This window comes from uncultured Rikenella sp. (genome assembly GCF_910577125.1).
In the GTDB taxonomy this organism is placed as follows: Bacteria; Bacteroidota; Bacteroidia; order Bacteroidales; family Rikenellaceae; genus Rikenella.
In genome coordinates this window covers 1-24,484 of the sequence record NZ_CAJTMN010000026.1, presented here as the reverse complement: position 1 = coordinate 24,484, position 24,484 = coordinate 1, and the positions used below count along the sequence as shown (strand labels likewise).

Here is a 24,484-nt window from a genome sequence, read left to right as displayed (position 1 = left end):
CTAAAGTTTTTCTGGTTCTCTTTGTTCACAAAGAGAACAGTACCCTCCCGATAAGGCGCAAATAAACGAACGATTATTTTACAAAAAGTTCGCGAGGGTCGGTAATGCGTCCCGTGATCGCAGCAGCCGCAGCCACCAAAGGACTCGCCAAAAGCGTCCGCGCCCCCGGCCCCTGACGCCCCTCGAAATTACGGTTCGACGTCGAGACCGCATATTTTCCCGCCGGCACCTTGTCCGCATTCATCGCCAGACAAGCCGAACAGCCCGGCTGCCGAAGTTCGAAGCCCGCTTCGTGGAGGATATCCAGCAATCCCTCCTCGCGCACCAGCCGTTCCACGATGTGCGAGCCCGGCACCAGCCACGCAGTCACTCCCTCCGCCTTGCGATGCCCCTTGACCGCCTGGGCGAACAGCCGGAAGTCCTCGATCCGCCCGTTCGTACAGCTCCCCAGGAAAACATAGTCCACCCGTTTGCCGATCATCGCCTCGCCCGAATGGAAGCCCATGTATTCCAGCGCTTTGACATCCGACTCCGAAGCCGGCGCAGGAATGACGCCCGTAATCGGCAGCCCCATTCCCGGATTCGTTCCGTAGGTAATCATCGGCTGGATGTCCGCCGCGTCGAAACGGTACTCCTTGTCGAACACCGCGTCCGGGTCGCTGTACAGAGTCTTCCAATACGCCACCGCGCGATCCCAGTCGCCGTTTTCGACCGACGGCGCATGCTCGCGCCCCTTGACGTATTCGAACGTCGTTTCATCCGGAGCCACAATCCCCCCTCTGGCCCCGCACTCGATACTCATGTTGCAGAGCGTCATCCGCCCCTCCATCGAAAGGCTTCGTATCGCCGAGCCGGCAAACTCGATGAAGTGTCCCGTTCCGCCCGCCGCCGTAATCTGCGAAATGATATAGAGCGCCACATCCTTGGCCGTCACCCCCTCGCCCAAAACGCCTTCGACCGTGATCCGCATCTTCTTGGGTTTCGGCTGCATGATGCACTGCGAGGCGAAAACCATCTCGACTTCCGACGTCCCGATCCCGAACGCCACGGCGCCGAACGCCCCGTGCGTCGAGGTATGGCTGTCGCCGCACACGATGGTCATCCCCGGCTGGGTAAAGCCGTATTCCGGCCCGATGATGTGCACGATCCCGTTCTTCGGATGGTTCAGGCCGTAGTAATTCTGTATCCCGAACTCACGGCAGTTTTTGTCCAGCTGGTCGAGCTGGGTTTTCGATTCGCCCGGTTCGAGGGGTTTGTCCTGATTCAGGGTCGGCGTATTGTGGTCGGCGGTCGCGGTGGTCTGATCCGGACGGAAGATCCCGATCCCCCGTGCCCGCAATCCGCCGAATGCAACCGGCGAGGTCACTTCGTGAATGTAGTGCCGGTCGATATAGAGCACCGACCGCCCTCCGTCAAGCTGCCGCACCACGTGGGCGTCCCAGACTTTATCGAACAGTGTTTGTCCCATTCTATATGCTTGATTTACTTTGTTCTATGAACACTTCTCATGGTTTTGAGGTCGGCATTCCTTTTACGCGAGACGAACGCACCCAAAGGTATTCCGATGCTTTGTTCGCGCGTCTGTCCAACGGGAGGGTAGTGCGCTCAGGACGCGCGGGCCTCACGTCCCGTGGACGGGAAATGCTAACGTATTTCCACTGGCCACCTCGGCCCAATTCTTTGTCCGCGCGCCTTGGGAAATCTTGTCAAAACGCGCAAGCGCATTTTGACGATTTCCCTCCTAAGGCGCGCGGCTATCCTACAGGAGGGTACTGCGCTCAGGCCGCGCGGGCCCCACGTCCCGTGGACGGGAAATGCTGACGCATTTCCACTGGCCGCCTCGGCCCAATTCTTTGTCCGCGCGCCTTGGGAAATCTTGTCAAAACGCGCAAGCGCATTTTGACGATTTCCCTCCTAAGGCGTGGCGCGCGATGGTTTGAGGGTACTGTTCTCGTTGGCTTCGCCTTCCTCCTCGCCGCTCGGCAATTTGCAAACTCTGTTTGCATTGCGCTCGCTGGCTGCGTCGGTTGTGAACAAAAGGAACCGAAAAAACTTTAGAGCGCATCCCTGCGGGATGCTCTGGCCGGATCTACCCAAATAAATCCCGCCCCCGAAAAGAGACTACGCCAGCGCTTTGTTCACCCCGTCGATATAGGCTTCGACGGCCGCCCGGGTGATATCCGCATGGATCGCGAACCCGTGCACCGTCACGTCGCCGTAAACCAGCTGCATGTGTACCCGTCCCAAATCGTTCGACCCCTTGGTCATGGCCTGGATCAGGAACTCCTGCAGCGTGATCTTATCCTTGATAATCGTTCGTATCGCATTGATGGAGGCGTCGATCGGCCCGTTCCCGGTCGCCGTGGCGGTCACTTCGCTCCCCCCGACCCGAACCCGAACGGTAGCGGTCGGTACGAGTGTCCCCGAGAGCACCTGCAAGTAGGTCAGTTCGACATGCCGGTCGCGCTTCTCTGCCCCGCCCACCAACGGCAGCAGGTCTTCGTCCTGTATGTTCTTGTTGTTGTCGGCCAGCACGAGAAACTTTTCATAAGCCTGCGCCAATTCGTCCCCTTCCAGCAGGTAGCCCATCTGCTCCAGCCGGTGTTTCAAGGCTGCCCGTCCGCTGCGCGCGGTGAGTACGATGGCGTTGTCGGCCAGCCCCACATCCTCGGGGTTCATGATCTCGTAACTTTCCCGGTTCTTGAGTACGCCGTCCTGGTGAATCCCCGACGAGTGGGCGAAAGCGTTCCGCCCGACCACCGCCTTGTTGGCCTGCACGGGCATGTTCATCAGGCTCGACACCATCCGGCTGGTCGCCGTGATGCGCTTGGTGTCGATATCGGTATCGATCTCCAGTTCGCGGTGGCACCGCAGGGCCATCACCACCTCTTCCAGCGCCGTGTTCCCGGCCCGCTCGCCGATACCGTTGACGGTACACTCCACCTGCCGCGCTCCGGCGGCAATCCCGGCCAGCGAATTGGCCGTGGCCATCCCCAGATCGTTGTGGCAGTGGGTCGAGAGGATCGCCCGATGCACCCCGTCCACGTGTTCCATCAGGTAGGCGATCTTGGCGGCATACTCCGCCGGCAGGCAGTAGCCCGTCGTATCCGGGATATTGACCACCGTCGCCCCCGCCTTGATCACCGCTTCGACCACCCGGGCCAGGTATTCGTTATCCGACCGGCCGGCGTCTTCGGCATAGAACTCGACGTCCTCGACGAACCGTTTGGCGTACTTCACCGCCGCCACGGCCCGTTCCAGCACCTCTTCGCGGGTGGAGTTGAATTTATACCGGATATGTTCGTCGGAGGTTCCGATACCGGTGTGGATCCGCCCGCGACGGGCATATTTCAAGGCGTCGGCGGCCACTTCGATATCTTTCTCCACGGCACGCGTGAGGGCGCAGATGGTCGGCTGATGGACCGCCCGCGAAATCTCGCGCACGGAGTTGAAGTCCCCGGGGCTCGACACCGGGAAACCGGCCTCCAGCACGTCGACTCCGAGCAGTTCGAGCTGACGCGCCACTTCGATCTTCTCGACCGTATTGAGCTGACAACCTGGCACTTGCTCACCGTCGCGCAAGGTGGTATCGAAGACATATAATTTGTCTGCCATACGAATTTTTCGTTTTTAGTGCACGTAAAAGTACGTCGCAACACCCGGGAGACAACAACGCCAAAAGTTTTTTTTACGCCGTCAAACCCGAATAAAAATATCACAATATTCTGGGAAATAAAATTTTACGATTCTCTACTCACCGAAAACCAACCGAAAATCCGACGTCCGAAGAAAAGGAGTTGGAACGCGCCGCGCAGAAAAAGATAGCCCAAAAAGGCGATCCACAGTCCGGCGTTTCCCGACCGGGTTTCCAACAGGAAATAGAGTCCGAAAAAGAGGCCGGTGGCTGCAAACATGGCGTTGCGCATCACCCAGGTCGCGGTCATCCCGACCAGCACGCCGTCCAGTATGAAAGCCAGGAATCCGCAGAAGGGCACACAGACGGCCCACACGGTATACTCCCGGGCTGCCGCGAGAATGGTCGGACTGTCGGTAAACAGGGCGAGTATCGACTCGCCGGCCGTCGCATAAAGAAGGGTAAAAAACAGCATCACGCCTGTCCCCCAGCTCAAAAGGCTCCGGACGGCACGATGCAGCATCGGCATATTGCCGGCGCCGCAGTATCGGCCGGCAAGCGCTTCGCCGGCATAGGCGAACCCGTCCATCAGGTAGGAGAAGAGAGTAAAGAGCTGTAACAGAAGGGTATTGACGGCCAGTACGGTATCTCCCATCCGGGTCGAGGCGACGGTGAAGTAGGTGAAGACGGCGACGAGACAGACGGTGCGCAAAAAGATGTCGCGGTTCACCTGAAAGAAGCGCCGCATGACGCTCCACTTCGACACACCGCTGTGCAGCAGCAGGTCTCGGTCGAAAAAGCGGCCGTAATAACGCCGAATTACAAAAAGGGCGGCGGCCACGCCGCTCCACTGGGCAACGACGGTGCCGAGCGCGACGCCTTCGATGCCCATCCCGCCGAGCCGGACGGCGACCAGACTGGCGCCGATGTTCACGAGGTTGATGCCGATGGCGATCCACATCGGCGCCCGGGCGTTCTGCATGCCGATGAACCAGCCAGTGAAGGCATAAAGCGCCAGGGTGGCGGGGGCTGCCCAGATGCGTACGAAGAAATAGCGGCTCGCGGCTGTCTCGACGGCGGGGCTGCCCTCCATGGCGTACATCGCACCTCGCAGCACGGGCAGTTGCAGGGCCCACAACAGCAAGGCGACAATGCCGGCGACGCACAAGGCGCGAACGAGGTTCCGGGCTGCTTCACGAAAGTCGCGCGCGCCATAGGCCTGAGCGGTGAGGCCGCTGGTGCCCATGCGCAGGAAGCTGAAGTTCCAATAAAGAAAGTTGAAGAGGGTGCCTCCGACGGCGATTCCGCCGATCAGGGCGTCGTCGCCCAAACGCCCCACGATACCCAGATCGACCATGCCCAACAGGGGAACGGTCACATTGGAGACGATGTTCGGGATGGCTAAGGCTAAGATTTTTCGGTTCACGATGATTTTCCGACTATGGAGGAGGTATTCGAGAGGGGGAAGAGTGCGAAAATCGATGCGAGGCAGCCGGAATCCCCGCCCCGGGCTACCGCGGCAATACAGGCGCGCTGTACGGTATAGGCACCAACGGCGATAGCTGGTCGTCTTCGACCGACGAGACTCGTAGCATGTACTTGAATGCTTACTCCCTGGCCCTTGTCACCAGCCGAGCATATCGCCGTGATTACGGTTTTCAGTTGCGTTGCCTCTCGGAATAAACGGAAGAGCGATACCCTGCGCCCCTGACGGGGCGCAGGCCGAAAATCCATCGCAGTCCGGCGCCAGCGAAGGGCGCAACGAGCTCCGACGAGTTGCAGCCCGCCGCCGGGGATGGCGCCGGACTGCACGACCCTAAAGGGTCGCAAAAGCTCGGCCCAACTCTCTGCCCCGTGTCCGCCTCACTGCGGCTCCGCTATCGCTCCGCCGCGTTTCGCGCGCCGGGGGCGATTCATTCTTTCGGCTCATCGCCGAAACTGTTGAATCGCCTCTTTTGGCAGCGGCGCGCGTCAAGCTTCAACTGGCCTCGGGCCGGCCGGGCCCCACGTCCCGTGGACGGGCGAAACTTGCGTTTCGCTGCGGCAGCCTCTACCCCTTTCTCTGACCGCGCACCTCACGCGCCGCAAGACGCAAATTGCGGAACCTGCCGACAAAACGGCCGCTCACTGGCCCGGCCAAAGCAGCTTGGTGCCGAAGCCCAAAGTATTGTCGGTATATTTCAACTGAGAAACCTCCAGCAGCCACAAGTCGCTCAACATCAGAGCCGCAAACGGGAAACGTTTCAAATAGGCGTTCCGCACTGTCGGAAACCACTCCGAAGCATCGGTCACCCGATGCACCGCGCCCTGGATCTGGAGCCCCTGCAACCGTCCCACCACCTTCGACTCCAGTACGATCGAAGCAGCCACTCGAGGCTGAACGGCAAACAAAACCGCATGCCGGGTCTCGGCCGGCGAGGTGAAAACGAAAGCGCCGCCCTCGAAACCCAGCGTCCCCGGCGCCAGGTAGGCATAAAAAAGATTGCAGCACCACAAATCCGGCTCCGCTCCGTCACCTGAAGCCGCGGCCAGCGTCATCACCCGATGACGTCCGATAAAACGCACGATCCGGGCATCGACAACCGACAATGCCGACTCTTTATCGTTTTGCTGCATAGGCGTCCATCACTTTCCGCACATCCTGCTTCGCCTGCTCGAAAGCGGCTTTGTTTCCCGAACGGATCGGGGTGCTGGGCTGCGAGGTATTGGTCAGCGGATTGATATACTTGCCGTTCTTTTTCAACCGGTAGTCGAGGTGCGGGCCGGTCGAGCCGCCGGAATTCCCCGAGTAGCCGATCACCTGCCCCTGCGAAACCCGTGCTCCCTGCTGAACGGCGAAACGGCTCAGGTGCAGGTAAGCCGATTCGTATCCTCCCGCGTGTTTGATCCAGATCCGCCATCCGCCGCCGAAGGGATCCCATCCTCGCCGGGTCACCACGCCGTTAGCCACGGCACGCACCGGAGTCCCCACCGGACAAGCGTAGTCCACGCCGTTATGCTGCCGTCGAATCCGCTTGATCGGATGAATCCGGGAGCCGAAACGGGAGGTGATCCGCGCGCTGAAGCTCAGCGGAGCTTTCAGCATGGCCTGTTTCAGGTTGACTCCCTTGTCGTCCCAATATCCCCACTCGTTGTCCTGATTGAACCGGTAGGCCCAATAGCTCTTGCCGGCATGGACGAACTCCACGCCGTAGATCGTCCCCACGCCGACGCTGGCGGTGTCGATAAACTGCTCTTCGTACAGGACGCGGAATTTGTCCCCTTTCTGCAAGGCGAAAAAGTCGATCACGGACTGGTAGATTTTCGCCATCCGCTCGCCGAGTATCACGGGGAGGTTGTTCTCGTAAATGGTGGCGTACAGCGAACTGCTGATCGTCCCTTCGGCATAGCGCTCTTCGGTGACGACCTCTTTCCTGTCCACCCGCACGTAGACGCTGTCGCACAGGGAGAATGTCACATAGTCGGTCTGGTTCCGCTCGTACACCAGGTAGCACAAGGTCCGGGCGCTGTCCGGGGTCAGGAATGCGGTGTAGGTATGTCCCGCACGGATATCCCGGGGTTCGAAACGCCCTTTGGAGAGAGCGATCAGGCGATTGACGACCGAGATATTGACGTTGTAACGCTGGTTGAGCAGCTGCGAGAAGGTCTCTCCGTTCCCGATCTCACCGGTCTGGACTTCGAACGCTTCGATGGGCAGGCCGTAGACTTTGCTCTGGGAGCGCATCACGATGGAGTCGAAACGGGCGCTGGCGACGAGTGCCCCGTCCGTCTCGCCGCCGTAGCCGTTCGCCGGCCCGGAGCAGCGCCGGATAACGAGCAGGATGCCGAGGACGAAGATGACGAGCAACAGGAAAAGAAAGACGACGACCAGAGGATGGCGCCGGAAGATCTTACGGAAGATCGCACGGAAGGTGGTGGTTTGGGTCTGAGTCATCGCGCCGGTGAGATTCTATTTGGTTTTCAGGGCGTCGAACCCTTCGCCGAAAACACCCATGACGCTGGCCTGGGTAATGAAGGCTTTCGGGTCGGTCTCTTTGATGATGCGGTAGATGTCGCCGGCCTCGCCGCGGCGGCAGACGACCATCACGACTTTCTGCGGCGTCTTGGAGTAGGCTCCCGTCGCGTCGAGGATCGTCACGCCGCGATTGACGTCGCGCATGATGCGGTCGGCGATGTCGGTATATTTCTGCGAGAAGACCATGATCTGCGACGAGGATTTGCTCCCCGACAAGACCCAGTCGACGGCTGTCCCCATGGCGAACATCGTCACGTACCCGTAAACGACGGCCGACAGGTCGCGCAGGACGACGTAAGAGCAGCCGACGATAGCGACGTCCATCAGCATGATGAGTTTCCCGAGGCTGACGTTCCTGTATTTGTTGATGATCATGGCCAGGATATCGGTTCCGCCGGTCGATCCGCCGACGGAGAAGCAGAGGCCGACGCCGGCGCCGGCAATCCCCCCGCCCAATATGGCCGAAAGGAGTTTGTCGTCTGCCAGCCCCATCAAATCGGCGGGCAACACCTCCTGCAGCAAGGTGAGGAGGAAGGAGTTGCAGACGACGCCGAAGATGGTCTTGGCTCCGAACCGCGGCCCGAGGATCCAGAAACCGAGGGCGAGCAGAAAAATATTCACGACCATATAGGTCACCCCGAGCGGAATGCCGGTCGCGTAGAAAACCAGTGCGCCGACACCGCCGACACCGCCGCCGGGAACTTCGGCCGGCACGAGCAGGGCGGTCCAAGCAAATGAGTACATCATCAGCCCGAGGGTCATAATCAGATAGGCGCGCACCTCGCGTTTGACGTCGGTCGCGGTGACCCGGGGTTTCGACTGGAAGAGTTTCATGGATTCAAACTGCTTTTGAGGGGTGGATCAACATACAACGTTAATTATCTTGCCTGGCACGACGATCACTTTCCGGATGGCTTTGCCGTCGGTGTATTTGAGGGTCTGTTCGTCCCCCCGGATGGCCTCGGTAATCTGCTGAGGGGTCAAAGAGCGGTCGAATGTCCGTTTGAAGCGGGTCTTGCCGTTGAACGACACGGGATACTCGAAGGTCGATTCGACGAGATACCGCTCCTCGGCCACCGGATACGACGCATCGCACACCGACTCGCTCTCCGCATGCCCCAGCGGCCCGTGCCACAGCTCTTCGGCGATGTGCGGCGCAAACGGAGTCACGAGCGCCACGAGCGGTTCGAGTATCTCCCGCGAGGTGGTCTTCCGGTCGTACAGCTCGTTGAGGCAGATCATAAAGGCGCTCACGGCGGTGTTGAACGAGAAGTTTTCGATATCCTCGCCGACTTTTTTGATGGTCTTGTGCAGCGCTTTGCGCTCCGCGTCGGTGGCCGGAACATCCGAAACGCCCTCGACGAGCCGCCACAGCCGTTTCAGGAACTTGTGCACGCCGTCGATCCCGTTGGTATCCCACGGCTTCGACTGCTCCAGCGGCCCGAGGAACATCTCGTACATCCGCAGGGTATCTGCCCCGTACGTATCGACGATGTAGTCCGGATTGACCACGTTGTACATCGATTTGCTCATCTTCTCGACGGCCCAGCCGCAGACATACCGCCCGTCCGGTTCGAGCACGAATTCGGCATCCGCAAATTCCGGCCGCCAGGCCCGGAAGGCGTCGATGTCGAGCACGTCGTTCTTCACGATATTGACGTCCACGTGAATCTCCTGCGTATCGTACTGATCCTTGAGCCCCAGGCTGACAAAGCGGTTGGTTCCCTTGATGCGGTAGACGAAGTTCGACCGCCCTTGGATCATCCCCTGGTTGACGAGTTTTTTGAAGGGCTCGTCCTCGCATACATACCCCAAATCATACAAGAACTTGTTCCAGAAGCGCGAGTAGATCAGGTGCCCGGTGGCGTGTTCGATCCCGCCCACATAGAGGTCTACGTTCCGCCAGTAGTCATTGGCCTCTTTTGAAACCAGCGCGGTGTCGTTCTTCGGATCCATATACCGCAGGTAGTAAGCGCTCGACCCCGCAAACCCCGGCATGGTGCTGGTCTCGTACCGCCACCCGTCGATCCGGGCCAGCGGCGGCCGCCCGTCGGCGGTGGGGGTAAAGTTATCGGTCTCCGGCAGCAGGAGCGGCAGTTCCGCCTCCGGCACCAGATGCGGCACCCCGTCGGCGTCATACGAAACGGGGAAAGGCTCGCCCCAGTACCGCTGACGGCTGAAAATGGCGTCCCTCAACCGGTAATTGATCTTCTTGCAGCCCACACCTCGCTCTTCGATTGCCTTGAACATGGTGGGAATGGCCTCCTTGACATCGAGTCCAGTCAGAAAATCGGAGTTGATCAGTTTTCCCTCCTTGGCATCATAAGAGCCTTCGGTCACATCGCACTCGATGATCGGCACAATCGGCAAATCAAAATGCTTGGCAAACGCCCAGTCCCGCGAGTCATGCGCCGGCACGGCCATAATCGCTCCCGTCCCGTATCCGGCCAGCACATAATCGCTCACCCAGATCGGTATCTCGACACCGTTGAACGGATTGACAGCATAAGCTCCGGTAAACACCCCGCTCACCCGCTTGGTATCCGCCATCCGCTCGCGTTCGCTCCGTTTCTTGGTCTCGGCGATATACGCCTCCACTGCCTCCCGCTGCTCCGGCGTGGTAATCTCCTGAATAAACGAGTGTTCCGGCGCCAAAACCATAAAGGTCACGCCGAAAACCGTATCGGCCCGGGTGGTGAAAATCTCCAATAATTTAGCTTCGGGACCCGAAGTCGCAAAGCCTTTGATCGGGAAGAACATGGTCGCCCCTTCCGACCGTCCGATCCAGTTGCGCTGAATCTCCTTGAGCGATTCGCTCCACTCCAGCCCGTCGAGCCCGGTCAGCAGCCGTTCGGCATAGGCGGTCACCCGCAGGAGCCACTGCCGCATCCGCTTCTGTTCGACGGGGAAACCGCCCCGTACCGACAGCCCGTCCTTCACCTCGTCATTGGCCAATACGGTTCCCAGCCCCTCGCACCAATTCACCACGGTATCGGCCTGAAACGCCAGCCGGTAGTTCATCAAGGTATCCGAAAGCTCTTTCGGGGAGAGAGCGTTCCACTCGGGATGCTTCGCCATCAGGTGCTCGATCGGCATGGCCCGCTGCAAATCGGCGTCGTAGTAGTGGTTGTACATCTGCTCGAAGGCCCACTGCGTCCACTTGTAGTACCCCGGATCGCACGTCCGCACTTCGCGTTCCCAGTCGAAGCCGAAGCCGATCTTGTCCAGCTGTTCGCGATACCGGGCAATGTTCTGTTCGGTGGTCACCGCCGGATGCTGGCCGGTCTGAATGGCATACTGCTCGGCCGGCAGGCCGAAGGCGTCGTACCCCATCGGATGGAGCACGTTGAAGCCCCGCTGCCGCTTATACCGGCTGTAGATGTCCGAAGCGATGTACCCCAGCGGGTGCCCCACGTGCAGCCCCGCGCCGGAGGGATAGGGAAACATGTCCAGCACGTAATATTTGGGCCGCTTCGGATCAACCCCGACCCGATACGTTCCCGCTTCGGCCCACCGCCGTTGCCATTTCTGTTCGATCGCTCTGAAATCGTATTCCATGTGCGTATGTCGTATTATTTTTTCTCCGTGTCCTGCATCGTGACGATGCGTGTGTATTCCGGTTTGTCGGACAGCAGCTCCGCCGCCCGCCAGACGACTTTGTCGCGCCGCAACTGACGGGCGATCCGCCCGGCGTCGTAGAACCACCGGGTCGCCACGGCATCCCCCAGCGCCTCGCGAATCTCGGGCCCGAAAACCCGCAATTCGACCTGTTTATCTTCCTGTATCCGGGCGGCAAGGGTATCGAGCTGCGATGCGATCCGGTCGGCGTATTTCTCCCGCTCGGCCATCCGGCGCAGCTGTTTCAGCAGCCGCTCGGTACCCGACTCGAAGGCGATCGGTTTGTCGGCCATAAAGTCGCAGAAAGCGGCATAGGTCGTATCGTCGACCGCGAAATCCGCCGCCGGAGCATGGGTCACCGCATACCGGTTGGCAAAATCGTCCACATACCCCAAGCCGATCAAAATGGCGGTAAACTTGCCGAGGTATTCGGCCGAGAGCTTCACGTCGGGCATAATCCCGCCCCCGTCATAGACCGTCCGGCCTCCGGCCGTGCGGAACGAGGCGATCAGCGAGTCCGGCACGGCCCCCACGCTCCCGTCTTCGTTCCGGTGGCTGTAATCGAGTGCCTGGATACACCGCCCACTCGGGGTGTAGTATTTCGCCGAGGTGAGTTTGACGTATCCGTTCTCGCCGACCGGCCGGGTGGACTGCACGAGCCCCTTCCCGAAGCTCCGCTGACCGATAATCACAGCGCGATCCAAGTCCTGCAACGCGCCGGCGACGATCTCGCTGGCCGAAGCCGACGAACGGTCGATCAGCACAGCCAACGGCACGGTGGGGGCAATCGGTTCGCCGACCGTCCGGTAGGTGGAGTTCATCTGAGGCATCCGCCCGCGGGTCGTCACGACGACGGTATTCCGGGGGACGAAAAATCCGACGATCTTCACCGCTTCGCCCAGAATCCCGCCGGTATTGCCGCGCAAATCGAGCACCAGCCCCCGCATCGCTCCTCCGCCCTGCTGCTGCAAGGCGTTCAGGGCCGTCCGCACTTCGTCCGCGCACTTCTCGGTAAAGCTGTTCAGCCGGATATACCCCACGGAGTCCCTCCCGACGCTGTCGGACACCCAGCCGTAATACGGCACGGCCGGGATGGCAATCCGCTCGCGCTTGACCCGCACGGTACGCGTCTGGGTCGTATCGGCAATCGGCGCAATCACCAAGGTCGCCACTGTCCCTGCCTTGCCCCGCATCCGGTCGCTGGCAAAGGCGACTTCCCGGCCGGCCATATCGACGCCATCGACGGACAAAATCCGGTCGCCGGCCTTCAGCCCCGCCTTGTCGGAGGGCGTCCCGCGATACGGTTCAGCGATCTCGACCCACCGCCCGTCGCTGGATTTCCGGATCAAGGCGCCCAGTCCGGCGTATTTCCCGGTGGTCATGGTCTCGAAATCGGCCATCTCCTCGGCCGGCAGGTATTCGGTGTAAGGATCGAGCCCCTCCAGCATGGCATCGGCGGCGGTCTTTACGATCTTCTTCGGCGAGGTGGTGTCGACGTAATAGAGATTGACTTCGCGAAAGATATTGAAGAAGGTCTCCATCGACCGTCCGATCTCCAGGTCGCGCCGCTGGGCAGCGACCGCAGCACTATCCGCCGCATTCTGTAGCGTGGCCGGCTGTTTTTTCGGTGCGGCCTGAGCCGATATCATCGCACAACCGATCCCTGTCAGCAAGCAGATCGTTCGTATTTGCCGGAATAATTTCATAAAATGCCTGTTATGCAATAAATGTCCCCATCCGAAAAGCTGCCCGCACGGCCTCTTTCCGGTTCCCTTCGATATAAGAAATCCCGTTGGCATCGGTCGTAATCCCGATGCGGTCTTCCCACATCATCGTCACTTTCTTCCCGGTCGAAGCGGCGGCGAAAAGCAGATCGTCGGCTCCATGGGTATCGGCTTCGATCCGCCGGAAGCCGCACTGGGCCATCACACGCTCCACATCTTCCACCCGCGAGGCGGCGTTAAACGTAAGCCGGCGCCGGGTAAAACCGAAGAAGGGGTACAGCAAGGCGAATACCACCACAACTCCCAGAAAAAGCCACCCGCGGGAAGTGGTCCACAAGATGTCTAACGAGGCTGCCCCGTACCCGAGTGCGCGCATCAGGGCAAAGAGCACAAAAAAGAGAATGACTAAATAGAGGGCGTATTTGGCTGCCCGTATCGGATATCGTTTCATCTATTTTTCTGAATATAAGTTTGTTCTGCGTTATGTCGGTTCAGTATGTCACCTTTCCCAAACCGGCGGAGTGTCCCGCCCCGGGCTACCGCGATCCCAGTTCGGGCGGGCCTTGGGGGGTAGGCCACTTCGGCTATAGCTGGGCTTCCACGGTCAGCAGTACCAATGGCATGAACTTGCTTTTCTATGCAACGCATCTCGATCCCGGCAACACGTACGGACATACGCACGGTTTTCTGTTGCGTTGCCTCTCGGAATAAACGGTGCCCACAAGGCGTCTTACTGGCCGGGGTTACCCTAACAAGACCCTGCGGCTCGCAGAGCCGTGCGGGCCGAAACCACCCCAGGCGCAGGGCCGCAACTTTGCGGTGCTCGTTGGGCCCACGCTGGCTCCGACCCACCGCTGCCTCACCCAACCCACAGCCAACAACCCCGCCCCATTCAGCCTGCCGTGTTCGGGCTGCGGCGTCAGGCCCGGGCATCAAAGATGCCCCGCCGCAAGCCCGGCGATTCTACATGAAATCGCGTTCCACCCTCATCGCAGTTCGGCGCCAGCGGAGGCGCTATATGGGGGTAAAGGCGATCAATAAAAGACGCTGTGCGTCCCCTCCACCTGCCGGGGCGTCGGACTGCGCGACCCTGCGGGTCGCAAAAGCACAGCCCTTGTGTCCGCCTCACTGCGGCTCCGCTGTCGCTCCGCCACCATCCGCGCGCTGGCGGAAATCTTGTTAGAACAATTCACCATTGTTCTAACGATTTCCTACTCCAGCAATCGCGCGCGGAGCAATTCAACCGTCGCCCGCTGGGATTTCATCTCGATTTTGCTGTCGCAAAATGAGCGAAATCCCTCTTTACGCGGGCGGGCGACGGACGAGCTTCAAACCGAACAGAACTGCCCTCAGGCTGCGCAGGCCCCACGTCCCGTGGACGGGCGAAACTTACGTTTCGCTGCGGCTGGGTCGGCCCAAATCTTCGTTCCGATCTTTGTCGCGCGCCGGGGCGATTCATTCTGTTTCGGCTCGCGCCGAAACAGTTGAATCGCCTCTCAAAGCGGCGGCGCGCGAATTAACACTTTTTGAGTCGCCCGCGGCAATTCTTGCCGGATTGGCTCACCGCCAATCGGCAGAATATGCCCCCTTAAACGGGCGGGCGACTTGTCGAGCTTTGAACCGGCTGGAACTGCCGCTTTTTGGAAAAAGCGGCACCAAAAACTTTTAATTAGCTACGCTACGCCTTAAGCTCCGCAATCCTTAATTTTTGGTTGCGCCGTAAATCCCCGCTACCCCCGTCCCAAGAGTTCCCGCGCTTGTGTCCTGGCCGCCTCGGTCACCGCACTCCCGCTCAGCATCGCGGCGATATGTTCCACACGTTCATCCGGCGTCAACAACCGAATATGTGTCCCTCCCGCCGCAGCTTCACTTCCCCCTTTCGAGACCTCCTTATATACATAATAGTGGTGCTCGCCTTTCGACGCCACCTGCGGCAAGTGGGTGATGTTCAGCACCTGCATGGAGTCCCCCATCTGTGCGATAATCGCCCCCATCTTGTCCGCCACCGAGCCCGAAACGCCGGTGTCGATCTCGTCGAATATGATGGTCGGCATCCGCATACTCCTGGCCACCAACCCCTTGAGTGCCAGCATCACCCGAGACATCTCACCCCCCGAAGCCACCTGTTCGATCGGTTGCGGCGCACTCCCCGCATTCCCGCTGAAGAGCATCGCTATCTCATCCGCCCCGGTAGCCGTCAGACCGTTCTTCGCCGGCGCAATCCGCACCTCGAACGCAGCACCCTTGATTCCCAGCTCACTCAACGTTTTGATCACGTGTTTTTCGATCTTCGGAGCCGCTTTCTGCCGTCCCTGAGTCACCCGTCCCGCCTCCTCGACTGCCGTGGTCTCCAAGGCTGCGATCTGCTGTCTGAGTTCCGCAATCCGCTCTTCGGCCGCATCGAACTCCTGCAACTGCACGTCCAGCTCCTGCTGCAAACGCAACAGTTCGGCTTCGGCATTCGCCTCGTCGATCCGGTGTTTCCGGCACAAGGTATAGATATCGTCCAGCCGCTGGCTCACCACCGCCAGCCGTTCCGGATCGATCTGCACTTCGTCGCGCCGCCGTTCGCACTCTTCGGCCATATCCTTCAGTTCGAGGTAGACGCTCTCCATCCGCGCAGCCAGCTCTCCGGCTGCCGGATAACGAGGGGCGATCTTACTCAGGGTCTGCTGCATGGCCCGCGTCCCGGAGGTAATCCCCCCTTCGAGCGGCCCGTCATCCGCGGTCAGCATCCCGACGCAAAAGTCCAGTCCCTGGGCAATCTCTTCGGCATAGGTCAGCAGGTTCTGCTCCTCTTCGAGCTGCGCCACCTCGCCCGGCTTCAATTTCAGCGCCAACAGCTGCTCCAGCTGGTATTGCAGATAGTCCCGCTCTTTCGCTGCGGTCTCATTCGCCGCCACGGCCTTGTTCAGTTCGGTTTTCAAGGCATTGAGCTGCCGGAAATGCCCCGTATACGAAGCCACGAGGGGCAAATGTCCCGCCACGGCATCCACCAGATGGGTTTGAAAACCCGTCCCGGCCAACAGCAATGTCTGGTGTTGCGAATGAATGTCCACCAGCCTGTCGGCGACAGCCCGCAATGCGTTCAGCGTCACCGGTGTATCGGAAATAAATGCCCGGCTCTTCCCCGCTGCGGTAATCATCCGCCGCACGGTAATCACCTCTTCCCAGTCCAGGTCGTTTTCTTCGAAAACGGGCTGCAGGTCATCCTTATACGCCGCCACGTCGAACTCGCCTTCGATCACACAGGTGTTCTGGCCGTCCCGGATCATCGCGGCATCGGCCCGCGCCCCGCCCAGCAGAGACAACGCCCCCAAAAGGATAGATTTCCCGGCCCCCGTCTCCCCGGTGATGATGTTCAGCCCCGGATGGAAGTCGATGTCGAGGTGGCCGATAATGGCGTAGTTTTCTATGTTCAGATGTTTCAGCATATTTCCGCGAATTTCCGCGTCATATAGTCCACAATATCTCCCGCCACTTCCGTTTTGGACTTCAAAGGAATAGCCGTCTCCGGCACCGTCGCATCCCGGTCGATGATCGTCACCCGGTTGGTATCGGTTCCGAATCCGGCTCCGGCGTCGCGCAAGGAGTTGAGCACGATGGCATCCAGATTCTTGGCCTCGAGTTTATGTCGCGCATAAGACCCCGCCTCTGTGGCCGAAGTCTCCAGCGCAAACCCGACGGTCACCTGCCCGTCCCGCTTCAGCCGCCCCATCTCGGCGGCAATATCCCGGGTGGGTTTCAACGTGAGGACGAACGGCTCGCCGGCCGAGTGTTTATACTTTTCGGTCAACGGAGCCGCCGGGGTGTAATCGGCCACGGCGGCACAAAAAACCGCCCCGTCCATCTCCGGAAAGCGCTGCCGGCAAGCGTCGTACATCTCGGCGGCGGACAAAGCGGTCACTACGGTGATATTCCGATACCCCCGCGACAAGGTCGCCGTCGCCTGTCCGCTCACCAAGGTCACCTCAGCCCCCCGCGCAGCCAGCGCCTCGGCGATGGCGTACCCCATCTTCCCGGTGGAGTAGTTGCTCACGAACCGCACCGGGTCGATCGGTTCGACGGTTGCCCCGGCGGTCACCAATATTTTTTTCCCCCGCAACGGAGACTCTTTTTCAGTAAATGCCTCGCGCAGGTAATCCACAATCTCCTCCGGTTCCGCCATCCGCCCCTTGCCGACGAGTCCGCTGGCGAGCTCCCCGTCGCCGGGTTCGACAATCCCCACGCCGTCCCGCGTCCGGAGCAGGGCCAGATTGGCCTGCGTAGCGGGATGCCGATACATGTCCAAATCCATCGCCGGCGCCACGCTGACCGGACACCGGGCGGAGAGACAGGAGCACAACAGCAGGCTGTCGGCAATCCCTGCGGCCATCTTCGCCAGCGTATTGGCGGTGGCGGGAGCGATCAGATAGTGGTCTGCCCACTCGCCCAAAGAGATGTGCGAGTTCCACGCGCCGTTGGTGGGGTCGAAGTTATCGACCAGCACCGGATGTTTGCACAGGGTGGCCAAGGTCAACGGCGTAATAAAATCCGCCGCGCTCCGGCTCATCACGACGCGCACCTCGGCCTCCTCTTTGACCAAAGCGCGTATAAGCATAGCCGCCTTATAAGCGGCTATGCTTCCGGTAACTCCCAAGAGAATATGCTTCCCTTTCAATGACATGATTGTCTTCGTCCATTAAAAACAGGTTGCCCAGCGCGGTCGACAAGGTCTGCGAGGCGGCTGTATGCAGGAGCCTTACAAGATGGTATTTCGTTTTCTGCGTTTCCGTATCTTCGTCTCTTCCGAGAGGCAACGCAACTGAAAACCGTAGGCGCGGGTGTCCGAGTAGCTGGGACGGAGCCACGTCACGTCGAAACCCAAGTACATGCCATTGGTACCGCTGACCGTCGAAGACCAGCTGTACCCGCCGACGCCGACGCCGTACAGCGCGCCCGTAGTCCGAGGGCGATGGGGTACCAGGCAAGCGGGGTTCCCGTACCGGATGTGCTTACCTTGTACAACCGACCGTTGGTCGCCTTGTAATTACCAGCACCGTAGGTTTCTCCCACAACTCCATCGGAATAGTACGGGAAAGTCCCGTTCAGCGGCACATCCGCGTCCCGCGTAAAGTCAGACCAGTACCGTTCGTCTGTCCGCGCGCCTTGGGAAATCCTGTCAAAACACACCAGTGTATTTTGACGATTTCCCTTCTAAGGCGTGGCGCGCGGTGGTTTGAGGGTACTGCGCTCGGGCCGCGCAGGCCCCACGTCCCGTGGACGGGAAATGCTTACGCATTTCTGCAGCTGGGTTAGCCTAATTTTTGCCCATTCTCTGCCCGCGCGCCTTGGGAAATCTTGTCAAAATGTGCCGACACATTTTGACGATTTCCCTTCTAAGGCGTGGCGCGCAGGTGAGCTTTGTTCGAGCGCCGGGGCGATTCATTCTCTTTCGGCTTGTCGCCGAAACAGTTGAATCGCCTTTCAAGGCGTGGCGCGATGCCGCTCGACACTCGAAGGCTGGCCGTATCCACCCCAATTTCAGTCGCCCGCGGCAATTCTCGTTGGTTGGCACTCACCAACCAACGAGAATATGCCCTCTTGAGCGTGCGGGCGACTGTCAAGCTTCAGGCCGGCCGGGACTGCCCTGCGCGGGCGGCGGCCGGGTGACCCCGGCGGGACGGAGCGATACTGCGTATCGCTTACCGGTTTGCTACCCAATTCTCTGTTCGCGCGCCTGCGCGATTCATTCTATTTCGGCTCACCGCCGAAATGATTGAATCGCTTTTTAGGCGTGGCGCGCGGGATATTCCGCGATAGTCGGTCACCCGCTGGGATTGCATCTCGATTTTGCTCACCGCAAAACGAGTGAAATCCCTCTTTAAGCGGGCGGGCGGTGCGTGCCGCACTCCCAATTGCCAGCCTCTACCCTAACGATAAAACTGCCCTGCGCGGGCGGCGGCCGGGTGACCCCGGCAGGACGGAGCGAAACTACGTTTCGCTTACTTGTTTGCTGCGCCTAATGTCCGCGCGCCCCACCGCCGCAAGGTTCAAGCACGTCCCAAGCCCGCAGCCTCCGCCTACTCGCCCGACGGACTCCCGGCCTGAGGATGCCGCTCCCGAAAGGCTACTTCGCCTTCGAGGTACTCTTCGACGGCTATCAGGGTCGGCTTCGGCAAACGTTCGTAATGACGCGACACTTCGATCTGCTCACGATTCTCGAAGGTCTCTTCCAGGTTGTCCGTAGCGAACGAAAATTCCGACAACTTAGATGCCAACTCCTGCTTCAATTCGCTGTTGATCTGGTTGGCACGCCGAGCGATCACGTTCACTGTCTCGTAAATATTTCCCGTGGCCGCATCCAGCTCGCTGAGCGTACGGGTCACCGTATTGGTCGGTATCTGCTGTCCTTTGATTTCCATATGTCTGCTTGTAAATTCTATGTCCGAATCCGAAAATTATCGCGTGTTCTCTACTTTTCCTTCTCCACCCATATCTTTTCCTCCTCTTCCGCCTCCTCGGCATCGGCCCCCTTCTTCTCGCGTTTGCGCAACCGGGTATCGTTTTTCTTCAGCTGTTTGGCCTCGGACTTGATCCGCTTCTGCTGCTCCTTGAGCAAGGCTTCGTCCTCCCGCAGTTTCCGTTTGGCCGCATCCCGCTCCAGCTGATCGGTCATTCCGCGGAGCTTCTCTTTCTGCACCCGAATCTCGGACTTCAGACTCTCCGCGTCGATGCGGTTCTTCTCGATATCCACCGCCGCCTGCTGGTTCTGGTCGACGTACGTTTTCGCATCCCGGAACATCCGGCTGAGGGTCTTCAATGCCGCCGCGCTCTCGGGATATTCGCTCCGGAAGTTGTAGTACGAGTCCACCATCTTCATGTACCGGTCCAGTTTCCGCGCCGGGACGCTGTTTTTGGCATAGTTGTACCACGACTGGCAGATCAGATACATCATCTGTTCGCGATACGGGGTCTCGGGCATCTCCTTGAGCGAGTAGCGCAAAGCGGCGACCGAAGCCGGATAGCGCTGCAGTTTGAAGTACAGCGACGCGTTGATGAAGGCCTTTTCGTAGAGTTTCTGCTGCAGCTCTTCGAGCATCGTCCGGATGTCTTCGGCTTTGATGCTTTCGGGATGGCGGTTCAAGTATTCGTTGAAAGTGGTGATCGCCTTATAGGTCTCCTCCTGGTCGCGTTCGGCCGGCCGCGAGAGGTGGTAATAGCACATCGGAAGGAGGTATTCGGCCTCTTCGGCGAACGGTCTCCGGCTGAAGTTCTTGCGATACTGGTCGAACCCTTCGGCCGCCAGGTCATAAAGGCCCTGCATGTAGTAGGCTTTCGAGGAATAGAACAGGAGGGTGTCGGCCCGATCGGTGCTATACAGGTCGTTATACACGGCCTCGAAATAGTCGACCGCCTTGCGATACTTTTTGTTGCGGTAGGCATCGAGACCGGCCTGGTATATCTTTTCGGTATCCTTGCTCTTGATCAGTCTGTTCATCTGGCTGCACGAAGCCAGCCCCGAAGCGGCTGTCAGGAGCAGAAGGGCAATCCTCAGGTATCTCATAAGCAAGACGAGTGGTCGTATCCGTTAATTTGCAAAGGTAATAAACTTTTTTTGAACGGCGGGCCCACCCTGCCAAAACCGGCATCCGCCGAAAGTCATCATTTTTTCCTACCTTTGTCCCAAGACCAATACCCGAGATTGCCTATGACCGAATAGCAGAACCTACTTTTTTCCAGACCACTCGACGACAGGAGAGAATCCTGTCGCTTCACATAAAAAGCGTTAGCTTTATTTCTTGTCTTTCGAAACTTCGCAACTTTCAAAAGCAGTCAAGAGTAAAGTGTGACGCCTGCGTAGCGATACGTGGGCTTTACTCATTATTTGACTGCAGGGTATTGCGAAGACCTCGAAAGACAGATAATCAAAGTATTGTCCCACGTTTTTTATGTCTTTACGCGAACTATCTTTCAAACCGCCGTGGGGCCGGCAATCATTCGATGAAAATGAAAAAAATCTGTTTCATTCTGTTATTGTCTTCCTTGATCGGTTGGCATCCTGACACTGCGCAGGCAAAGAAGACCTATTCTGTCCCGGCCGAAGTACAATCCTCTCCGACCGAGGCCAAGGTCTATTTCAAAGGACAACTGATTTGCGCATCCACTCCGGGAACTGTGGTCCTGAAACTTTCAAAAGAGGAGATGAAACGGGGAATAGACCTGACTTTCCGCAAGGAGGGCTATCCGGACGGCACGGTGCATGCGACACCCACAGAAACAAAAATCGGGTTCTTTAAAGTAACGGATCCCATGAGCATCGCTTATGAATTCCCTCGAAGCGCAGTCTACGCCAAAGACGCGACAATTCCGTCCGGAGCGGCCGGCGAACGCGTCAGCCGCGACAACGCGGGCAAAACGGCACTGGAACGGACGATCATCCGTTGGTTCTTCGACTCCGACCCGCAGGGAGCACGCATCTTCTGGCGGGTCATTTCGAGCATTCCGTCCGAGGTCAAGAACACCAACGAGACTTACCTGATGACCACTCCGTTCGAGGAGACCCGCTCGTTCAACATCCAGGGCCTTACGTACGAAAACGCGCGTGACGTGCAGATCGAGATCAAAGTCACCAAAAACGGTTACGAGCCTCAGGTCAAACGGTTCAATGTCCGTCAGGCGATCGACCAGCAGGAGATCAGCAGCTTTTTCGAAATGGTAAAAAAAGAAGAGTAAAATCTCAAAGTCTTCGCCTAAAAACACACGGCCCTGTCGAGCGAAACAGTTCGCTCGACAGGGCCTTCTTGTAAAGGTTAAGTAGCCGATGAACGCCCCGGGCTTCCGTCACAGCACCTCGGGCGCGCTGTACTACATCGGCAACGAGGGTTCCGTCTGGTCGGCTTCGGTCAATGGGATGGGTAGCGTTTTTCTGCGCTTCGTGATGGATGCAGCTCAGCCCAGCTACTCGAGCAACCGTGGCCACGGTTATCAGTTGCGTTGCCTCTCGGAATAAACGGGGGCTGACACGGCCGCAGCGAAACGCAAGTTTCGCCCGTCCACGGGACGTGGGGCCCGCCCGGCCCGAGGGCAGTCCCGTCCGGCTCGAAGCTCGACCGCGCGCCGACGCCTGAAAAGGCGATTCAACTGTTTCGGCGACGAGCCAAAACAGAATGAATCGCCCAAGGCGCGCGGACAGAGAAGGAACGGCACTTGGTCTGACTTTACGCGGGACGCTGATGTGCCTTTGAACGGGACTTTCCCGTACTATTCGGACGGCGTAGCTGGAGAGTCTTATGGAGCAGGTCATTACAAGGCGACCAACGGTCGGTTGTACAAGGTAAGCACATCCGGCACGGGAACCCCGCTTGCCTGGTACCCCGCCCCGGGCAGCCGCGGCCGCGGCGAGGGCGCGTTGTGGAGCGTCGGCAACGGCGGGTACAGTTGGTCGTGTACGCCGGTGACGGGCGACGTCACGGTGCGGTATTTGGACTTCTACACGCAGAACCTCTACCCCAGCGGCGCGCACAATCGCGGCCACGGTTTTCAGTTGCGTTGCCTCTCGGAAGAGACGAAGAAACGGTACGTGTCGCACTCACAAACCAAAGGGGCGTCGAATCGCCGGGGGATTTTCAAGGGGGATGTGAATCCCCCTTGAATGTGCTCTTTGCCTACTTTCTACCACATAGTAGAAAGTAGGGGCCTCCGCGGCCTAAGCGTTCGCGTTACGGCGCGGAGCCTTTATTATTTTCTCGAGACCGACAGCCGAACAACGTTAGGTAAATCGGGTTTTATCCGCGCGCCTTGGGAAATCTTGTTCAAACACGATTGCGTGTTTGAACGATTTCCCCCTTAAGGCGTGGCGCGCGGGGCTTTTCAACCGTCGCCCGCTGGGATTTCACCTCGATTTTGCTCGCCGCAAAACGAGTGAAATCCCTCTTTAATGCGGGGCGGGCGACAGGAGGGAGTTTTGGTCGCGCGCCATGCCTAACAGGATAGAACTGGCCTCGGGCCGGCCAGGTCCCACGTCCCGTGGACGGGGAAATGCTCCGCATTTCCACTTTTCTGCTCAGCCAAAATCTTTGCATCGTTCTGTCCGCGCGTCAGGCTCCGCAAGACTTATTCATGCCAGCAGCGGCTGCCGAAATAGCAAATCATCTCTCAAACCATCGGCAGACAAAACATCGCGTCTATTTCTTATAATAGCGACTTAACAATTCATGGGCAGCGGCAAAAGAACTGATTTTGTCTTCCAAAACCCGACGCTCATAGTCGGCCAGCAACGGCTCGATCGCCGGAGATTTATAAAAATTGTCCCGCAACTCGGCATCGATCGTCTCGTACATCCAATATTTCGACTGCCGGCTCCGATTCCGGGCAAAATAGCCGTTCGTCTGCGTAAATTTCAGATAATCTTCGATTCCGCCCCATAACTCGGTCACCCCTCGCCCCTCGGTCGATGAAAGGGTATAAACCCGCGGTTTCCATCCCGATTCCGGCATCGGAAACAGCGAAAGGGCGTTCTGGAATTGACGACGAGCCAGCTCGGCCCGGTGCACGTTATCACCGTCCGCTTTGTTGATCGCCACCAGATCGGCCATCTCCATGATCCCGCGCTTGATGCCCTGCAACTCATCCCCGGCACCCGAAATCTGGATCAGCAAAAAGAGGTCGACCATCGAATGCACGGCGGTTTCGGACTGCCCGACTCCGACGGTTTCGATAAAAATCACGTCGAATCCCGCCGCTTCGCACAGTATCACGCTTTCCCGCGTCTTCCGCGCCACCCCGCCCAACGAACCGGCCGACGGCGAAGGACGGATAAACGCCGACGGATTATGCACCAGTGTCTCCATCCGCGTTTTGTCGCCCAGAACCGAACCTTTCGTCCGTTCCGAACTCGGGTCGATCGCCAGCACGGCCAACTTATGTCCCAGCCCTGTCACGCGTCCTCCCATCGCTTCGATAAATGTCGATTTCCCGGCACCCGGCACCCCCGTAATCCCGATACGGATCGACCGTCCCGAATGGGGCAGACACCGTTCGATAATCTCCTGCGCCAAGACATGATGCTCGGGCAAGAGACTTTCGGTCAGCGTAATCGCCTGACTGAGCAGGGGCACATTGCCGGACAAAATTCCGTCCACATATTCGTCGACGGACAACCGATGCCGCCGGGGACGTTTGTAATGCGGATTGACTGCAGGCGGTTGTTCGATACCGGATGCGACGGCCAGAGCGCTGTCGGCAAAGTTCTGTCTATGATGTTCCTCGTAATGTTCCACGCGGGGTTCGATTTAGATCTACAACAAAGTTATAAAAACAATCGCTTCTCCACACACTGTTCCCATATCGGCAGGAGCAGGATCAAAGAAGTCTCTCCCGGCTGTAATGCAAAGGGGAACTCCCGCCCCGGGCAGCCGCGGCTACGGCGAGGGCGCGTTGTGGTACGTCGGCAACAGCGGGTACAGCTGGTCGTCCACGTCCTACGATTCGGGCGACCACTACCGTGGCATG

At 59.0% G+C, this 24,484-nt stretch carries 19 protein-coding genes; 4 read left to right on the top strand and 15 right to left on the bottom strand.

Going from position 1 to position 24,484, the window contains the following annotated elements:
• Positions 1-73: 73 nt before the first annotated feature.
• The 9 genes from leuC to QZ292_RS04530 form a co-directional block, all read right to left on the bottom strand.
• Positions 74-1,468: a 3-isopropylmalate dehydratase large subunit gene (leuC, locus tag QZ292_RS04570; RefSeq protein WP_294598464.1), complete on the bottom strand. Its 1,395-nt coding sequence runs from the start codon at positions 1,466-1,468 to the stop codon at positions 74-76.
• A 653-nt stretch (positions 1,469-2,121) separates the two neighbouring features.
• Positions 2,122-3,615, bottom strand: a complete 1,494-nt coding sequence (locus QZ292_RS04565; protein WP_294598461.1) for a 2-isopropylmalate synthase — start codon at positions 3,613-3,615, stop codon at positions 2,122-2,124.
• Positions 3,616-3,740: 125 nt separating this feature from the next.
• Complete coding sequence (locus tag QZ292_RS04560; RefSeq protein ID WP_294598458.1) at positions 3,741-5,060, bottom strand: MATE family efflux transporter; 1,320 nt, start codon at positions 5,058-5,060, stop codon at positions 3,741-3,743.
• Between the two features lie 698 nt (positions 5,061-5,758).
• Positions 5,759-6,250: a hypothetical protein gene (locus QZ292_RS04555; protein ID WP_294598455.1), complete on the bottom strand. Its 492-nt coding sequence runs from the start codon at positions 6,248-6,250 to the stop codon at positions 5,759-5,761.
• Positions 6,234-7,568 (bottom strand): M23 family metallopeptidase, encoded by a 1,335-nt coding sequence (locus tag QZ292_RS04550; protein WP_294598452.1) that lies wholly within the window; start codon positions 7,566-7,568, stop codon positions 6,234-6,236. Before QZ292_RS04550 ends, QZ292_RS04555 begins: the two co-directional genes overlap by 17 nt.
• A 15-nt stretch (positions 7,569-7,583) precedes the next feature.
• Complete coding sequence (locus QZ292_RS04545) at positions 7,584-8,483, bottom strand: YitT family protein (protein ID WP_294598450.1); 900 nt, start codon at positions 8,481-8,483, stop codon at positions 7,584-7,586.
• A gap of 27 nt (positions 8,484-8,510) precedes the next feature.
• A complete protein-coding gene (gene leuS, locus QZ292_RS04540; RefSeq protein ID WP_294598447.1) occupies positions 8,511-11,207 on the bottom strand; it encodes a leucine--tRNA ligase in 2,697 nt (898 codons plus the stop codon).
• A 14-nt stretch (positions 11,208-11,221) separates the two neighbouring features.
• Positions 11,222-12,973, bottom strand: a complete 1,752-nt coding sequence (locus tag QZ292_RS04535) for a S41 family peptidase (protein ID WP_294598445.1) — start codon at positions 12,971-12,973, stop codon at positions 11,222-11,224.
• Between the two features lie 10 nt (positions 12,974-12,983).
• Positions 12,984-13,442, bottom strand: coding sequence for a hypothetical protein (locus tag QZ292_RS04530; protein ID WP_294598442.1), 459 nt, complete (start codon positions 13,440-13,442; stop codon positions 12,984-12,986).
• A gap of 32 nt (positions 13,443-13,474) precedes the next feature.
• On the opposite strand from QZ292_RS04530, the gene QZ292_RS04525 reads away from it, so the two are divergent.
• Positions 13,475-13,702, top strand: a complete 228-nt coding sequence (locus tag QZ292_RS04525; protein WP_294598439.1) for a hypothetical protein — start codon at positions 13,475-13,477, stop codon at positions 13,700-13,702.
• Positions 13,703-14,721: 1,019 nt separating this feature from the next.
• On the opposite strand, the gene recN is transcribed toward QZ292_RS04525, so the two are convergent.
• The 5 genes from recN to bamD all read right to left on the bottom strand — a co-directional run bounded on the left by recN (position 14,722) and on the right by bamD (position 20,537).
• Entirely contained in the window at positions 14,722-16,425 is a 1,704-nt protein-coding gene (recN, locus tag QZ292_RS04520; protein WP_294598436.1) for a DNA repair protein RecN, read from the bottom strand.
• Positions 16,419-17,657 carry a bifunctional phosphopantothenoylcysteine decarboxylase/phosphopantothenate--cysteine ligase CoaBC gene (gene coaBC / locus QZ292_RS04515; protein WP_294598433.1) on the bottom strand — a complete coding sequence of 413 codons (1,239 nt, stop codon included), beginning with the start codon at positions 17,655-17,657 and terminating at the stop codon, positions 16,419-16,421. Before coaBC ends, recN begins: the two co-directional genes overlap by 7 nt.
• A gap of 75 nt (positions 17,658-17,732) precedes the next feature.
• Positions 17,733-17,864 carry a hypothetical protein gene (locus QZ292_RS04510; protein WP_294598430.1) on the bottom strand — a complete coding sequence of 44 codons (132 nt, stop codon included), beginning with the start codon at positions 17,862-17,864 and terminating at the stop codon, positions 17,733-17,735.
• Between the two features lie 1,189 nt (positions 17,865-19,053).
• On the bottom strand, positions 19,054-19,395 hold the full coding sequence (locus QZ292_RS04505; protein ID WP_294598428.1) for a DNA-directed RNA polymerase subunit omega: 342 nt from the start codon (positions 19,393-19,395) through the stop codon (positions 19,054-19,056).
• A gap of 50 nt (positions 19,396-19,445) precedes the next feature.
• Positions 19,446-20,537 (bottom strand): outer membrane protein assembly factor BamD, encoded by a 1,092-nt coding sequence (bamD, locus tag QZ292_RS04500; RefSeq protein WP_294598425.1) that lies wholly within the window; start codon positions 20,535-20,537, stop codon positions 19,446-19,448.
• A 638-nt stretch (positions 20,538-21,175) separates the two neighbouring features.
• Here bamD and QZ292_RS04495 point away from each other — a divergent pair.
• The 3 genes from QZ292_RS04495 (at position 21,176) to QZ292_RS04485 (ending at position 22,625) form a co-directional block, all read left to right on the top strand.
• Positions 21,176-21,706 (top strand): hypothetical protein, encoded by a 531-nt coding sequence (locus QZ292_RS04495; RefSeq protein ID WP_294598422.1) that lies wholly within the window; start codon positions 21,176-21,178, stop codon positions 21,704-21,706.
• Between the two features lie 88 nt (positions 21,707-21,794).
• Positions 21,795-21,983 (top strand): hypothetical protein, encoded by a 189-nt coding sequence (locus tag QZ292_RS04490; RefSeq protein ID WP_294598419.1) that lies wholly within the window; start codon positions 21,795-21,797, stop codon positions 21,981-21,983.
• 225 nt (positions 21,984-22,208) lie between these two features.
• Entirely contained in the window at positions 22,209-22,625 is a 417-nt protein-coding gene (locus tag QZ292_RS04485) for a hypothetical protein (RefSeq protein WP_294598416.1), read from the top strand.
• Positions 22,626-23,157: 532 nt separating this feature from the next.
• Here the strand turns inward: QZ292_RS04485 and meaB are convergent.
• The gene (gene meaB / locus QZ292_RS04480) at positions 23,158-24,252 is read right to left on the bottom strand and encodes a methylmalonyl Co-A mutase-associated GTPase MeaB (RefSeq protein WP_294598413.1); all 1,095 of its coding nucleotides are present in this window, start codon (positions 24,250-24,252) and stop codon (positions 23,158-23,160) included.
• Between the last annotated feature and the right edge of the window lie 232 nt (positions 24,253-24,484).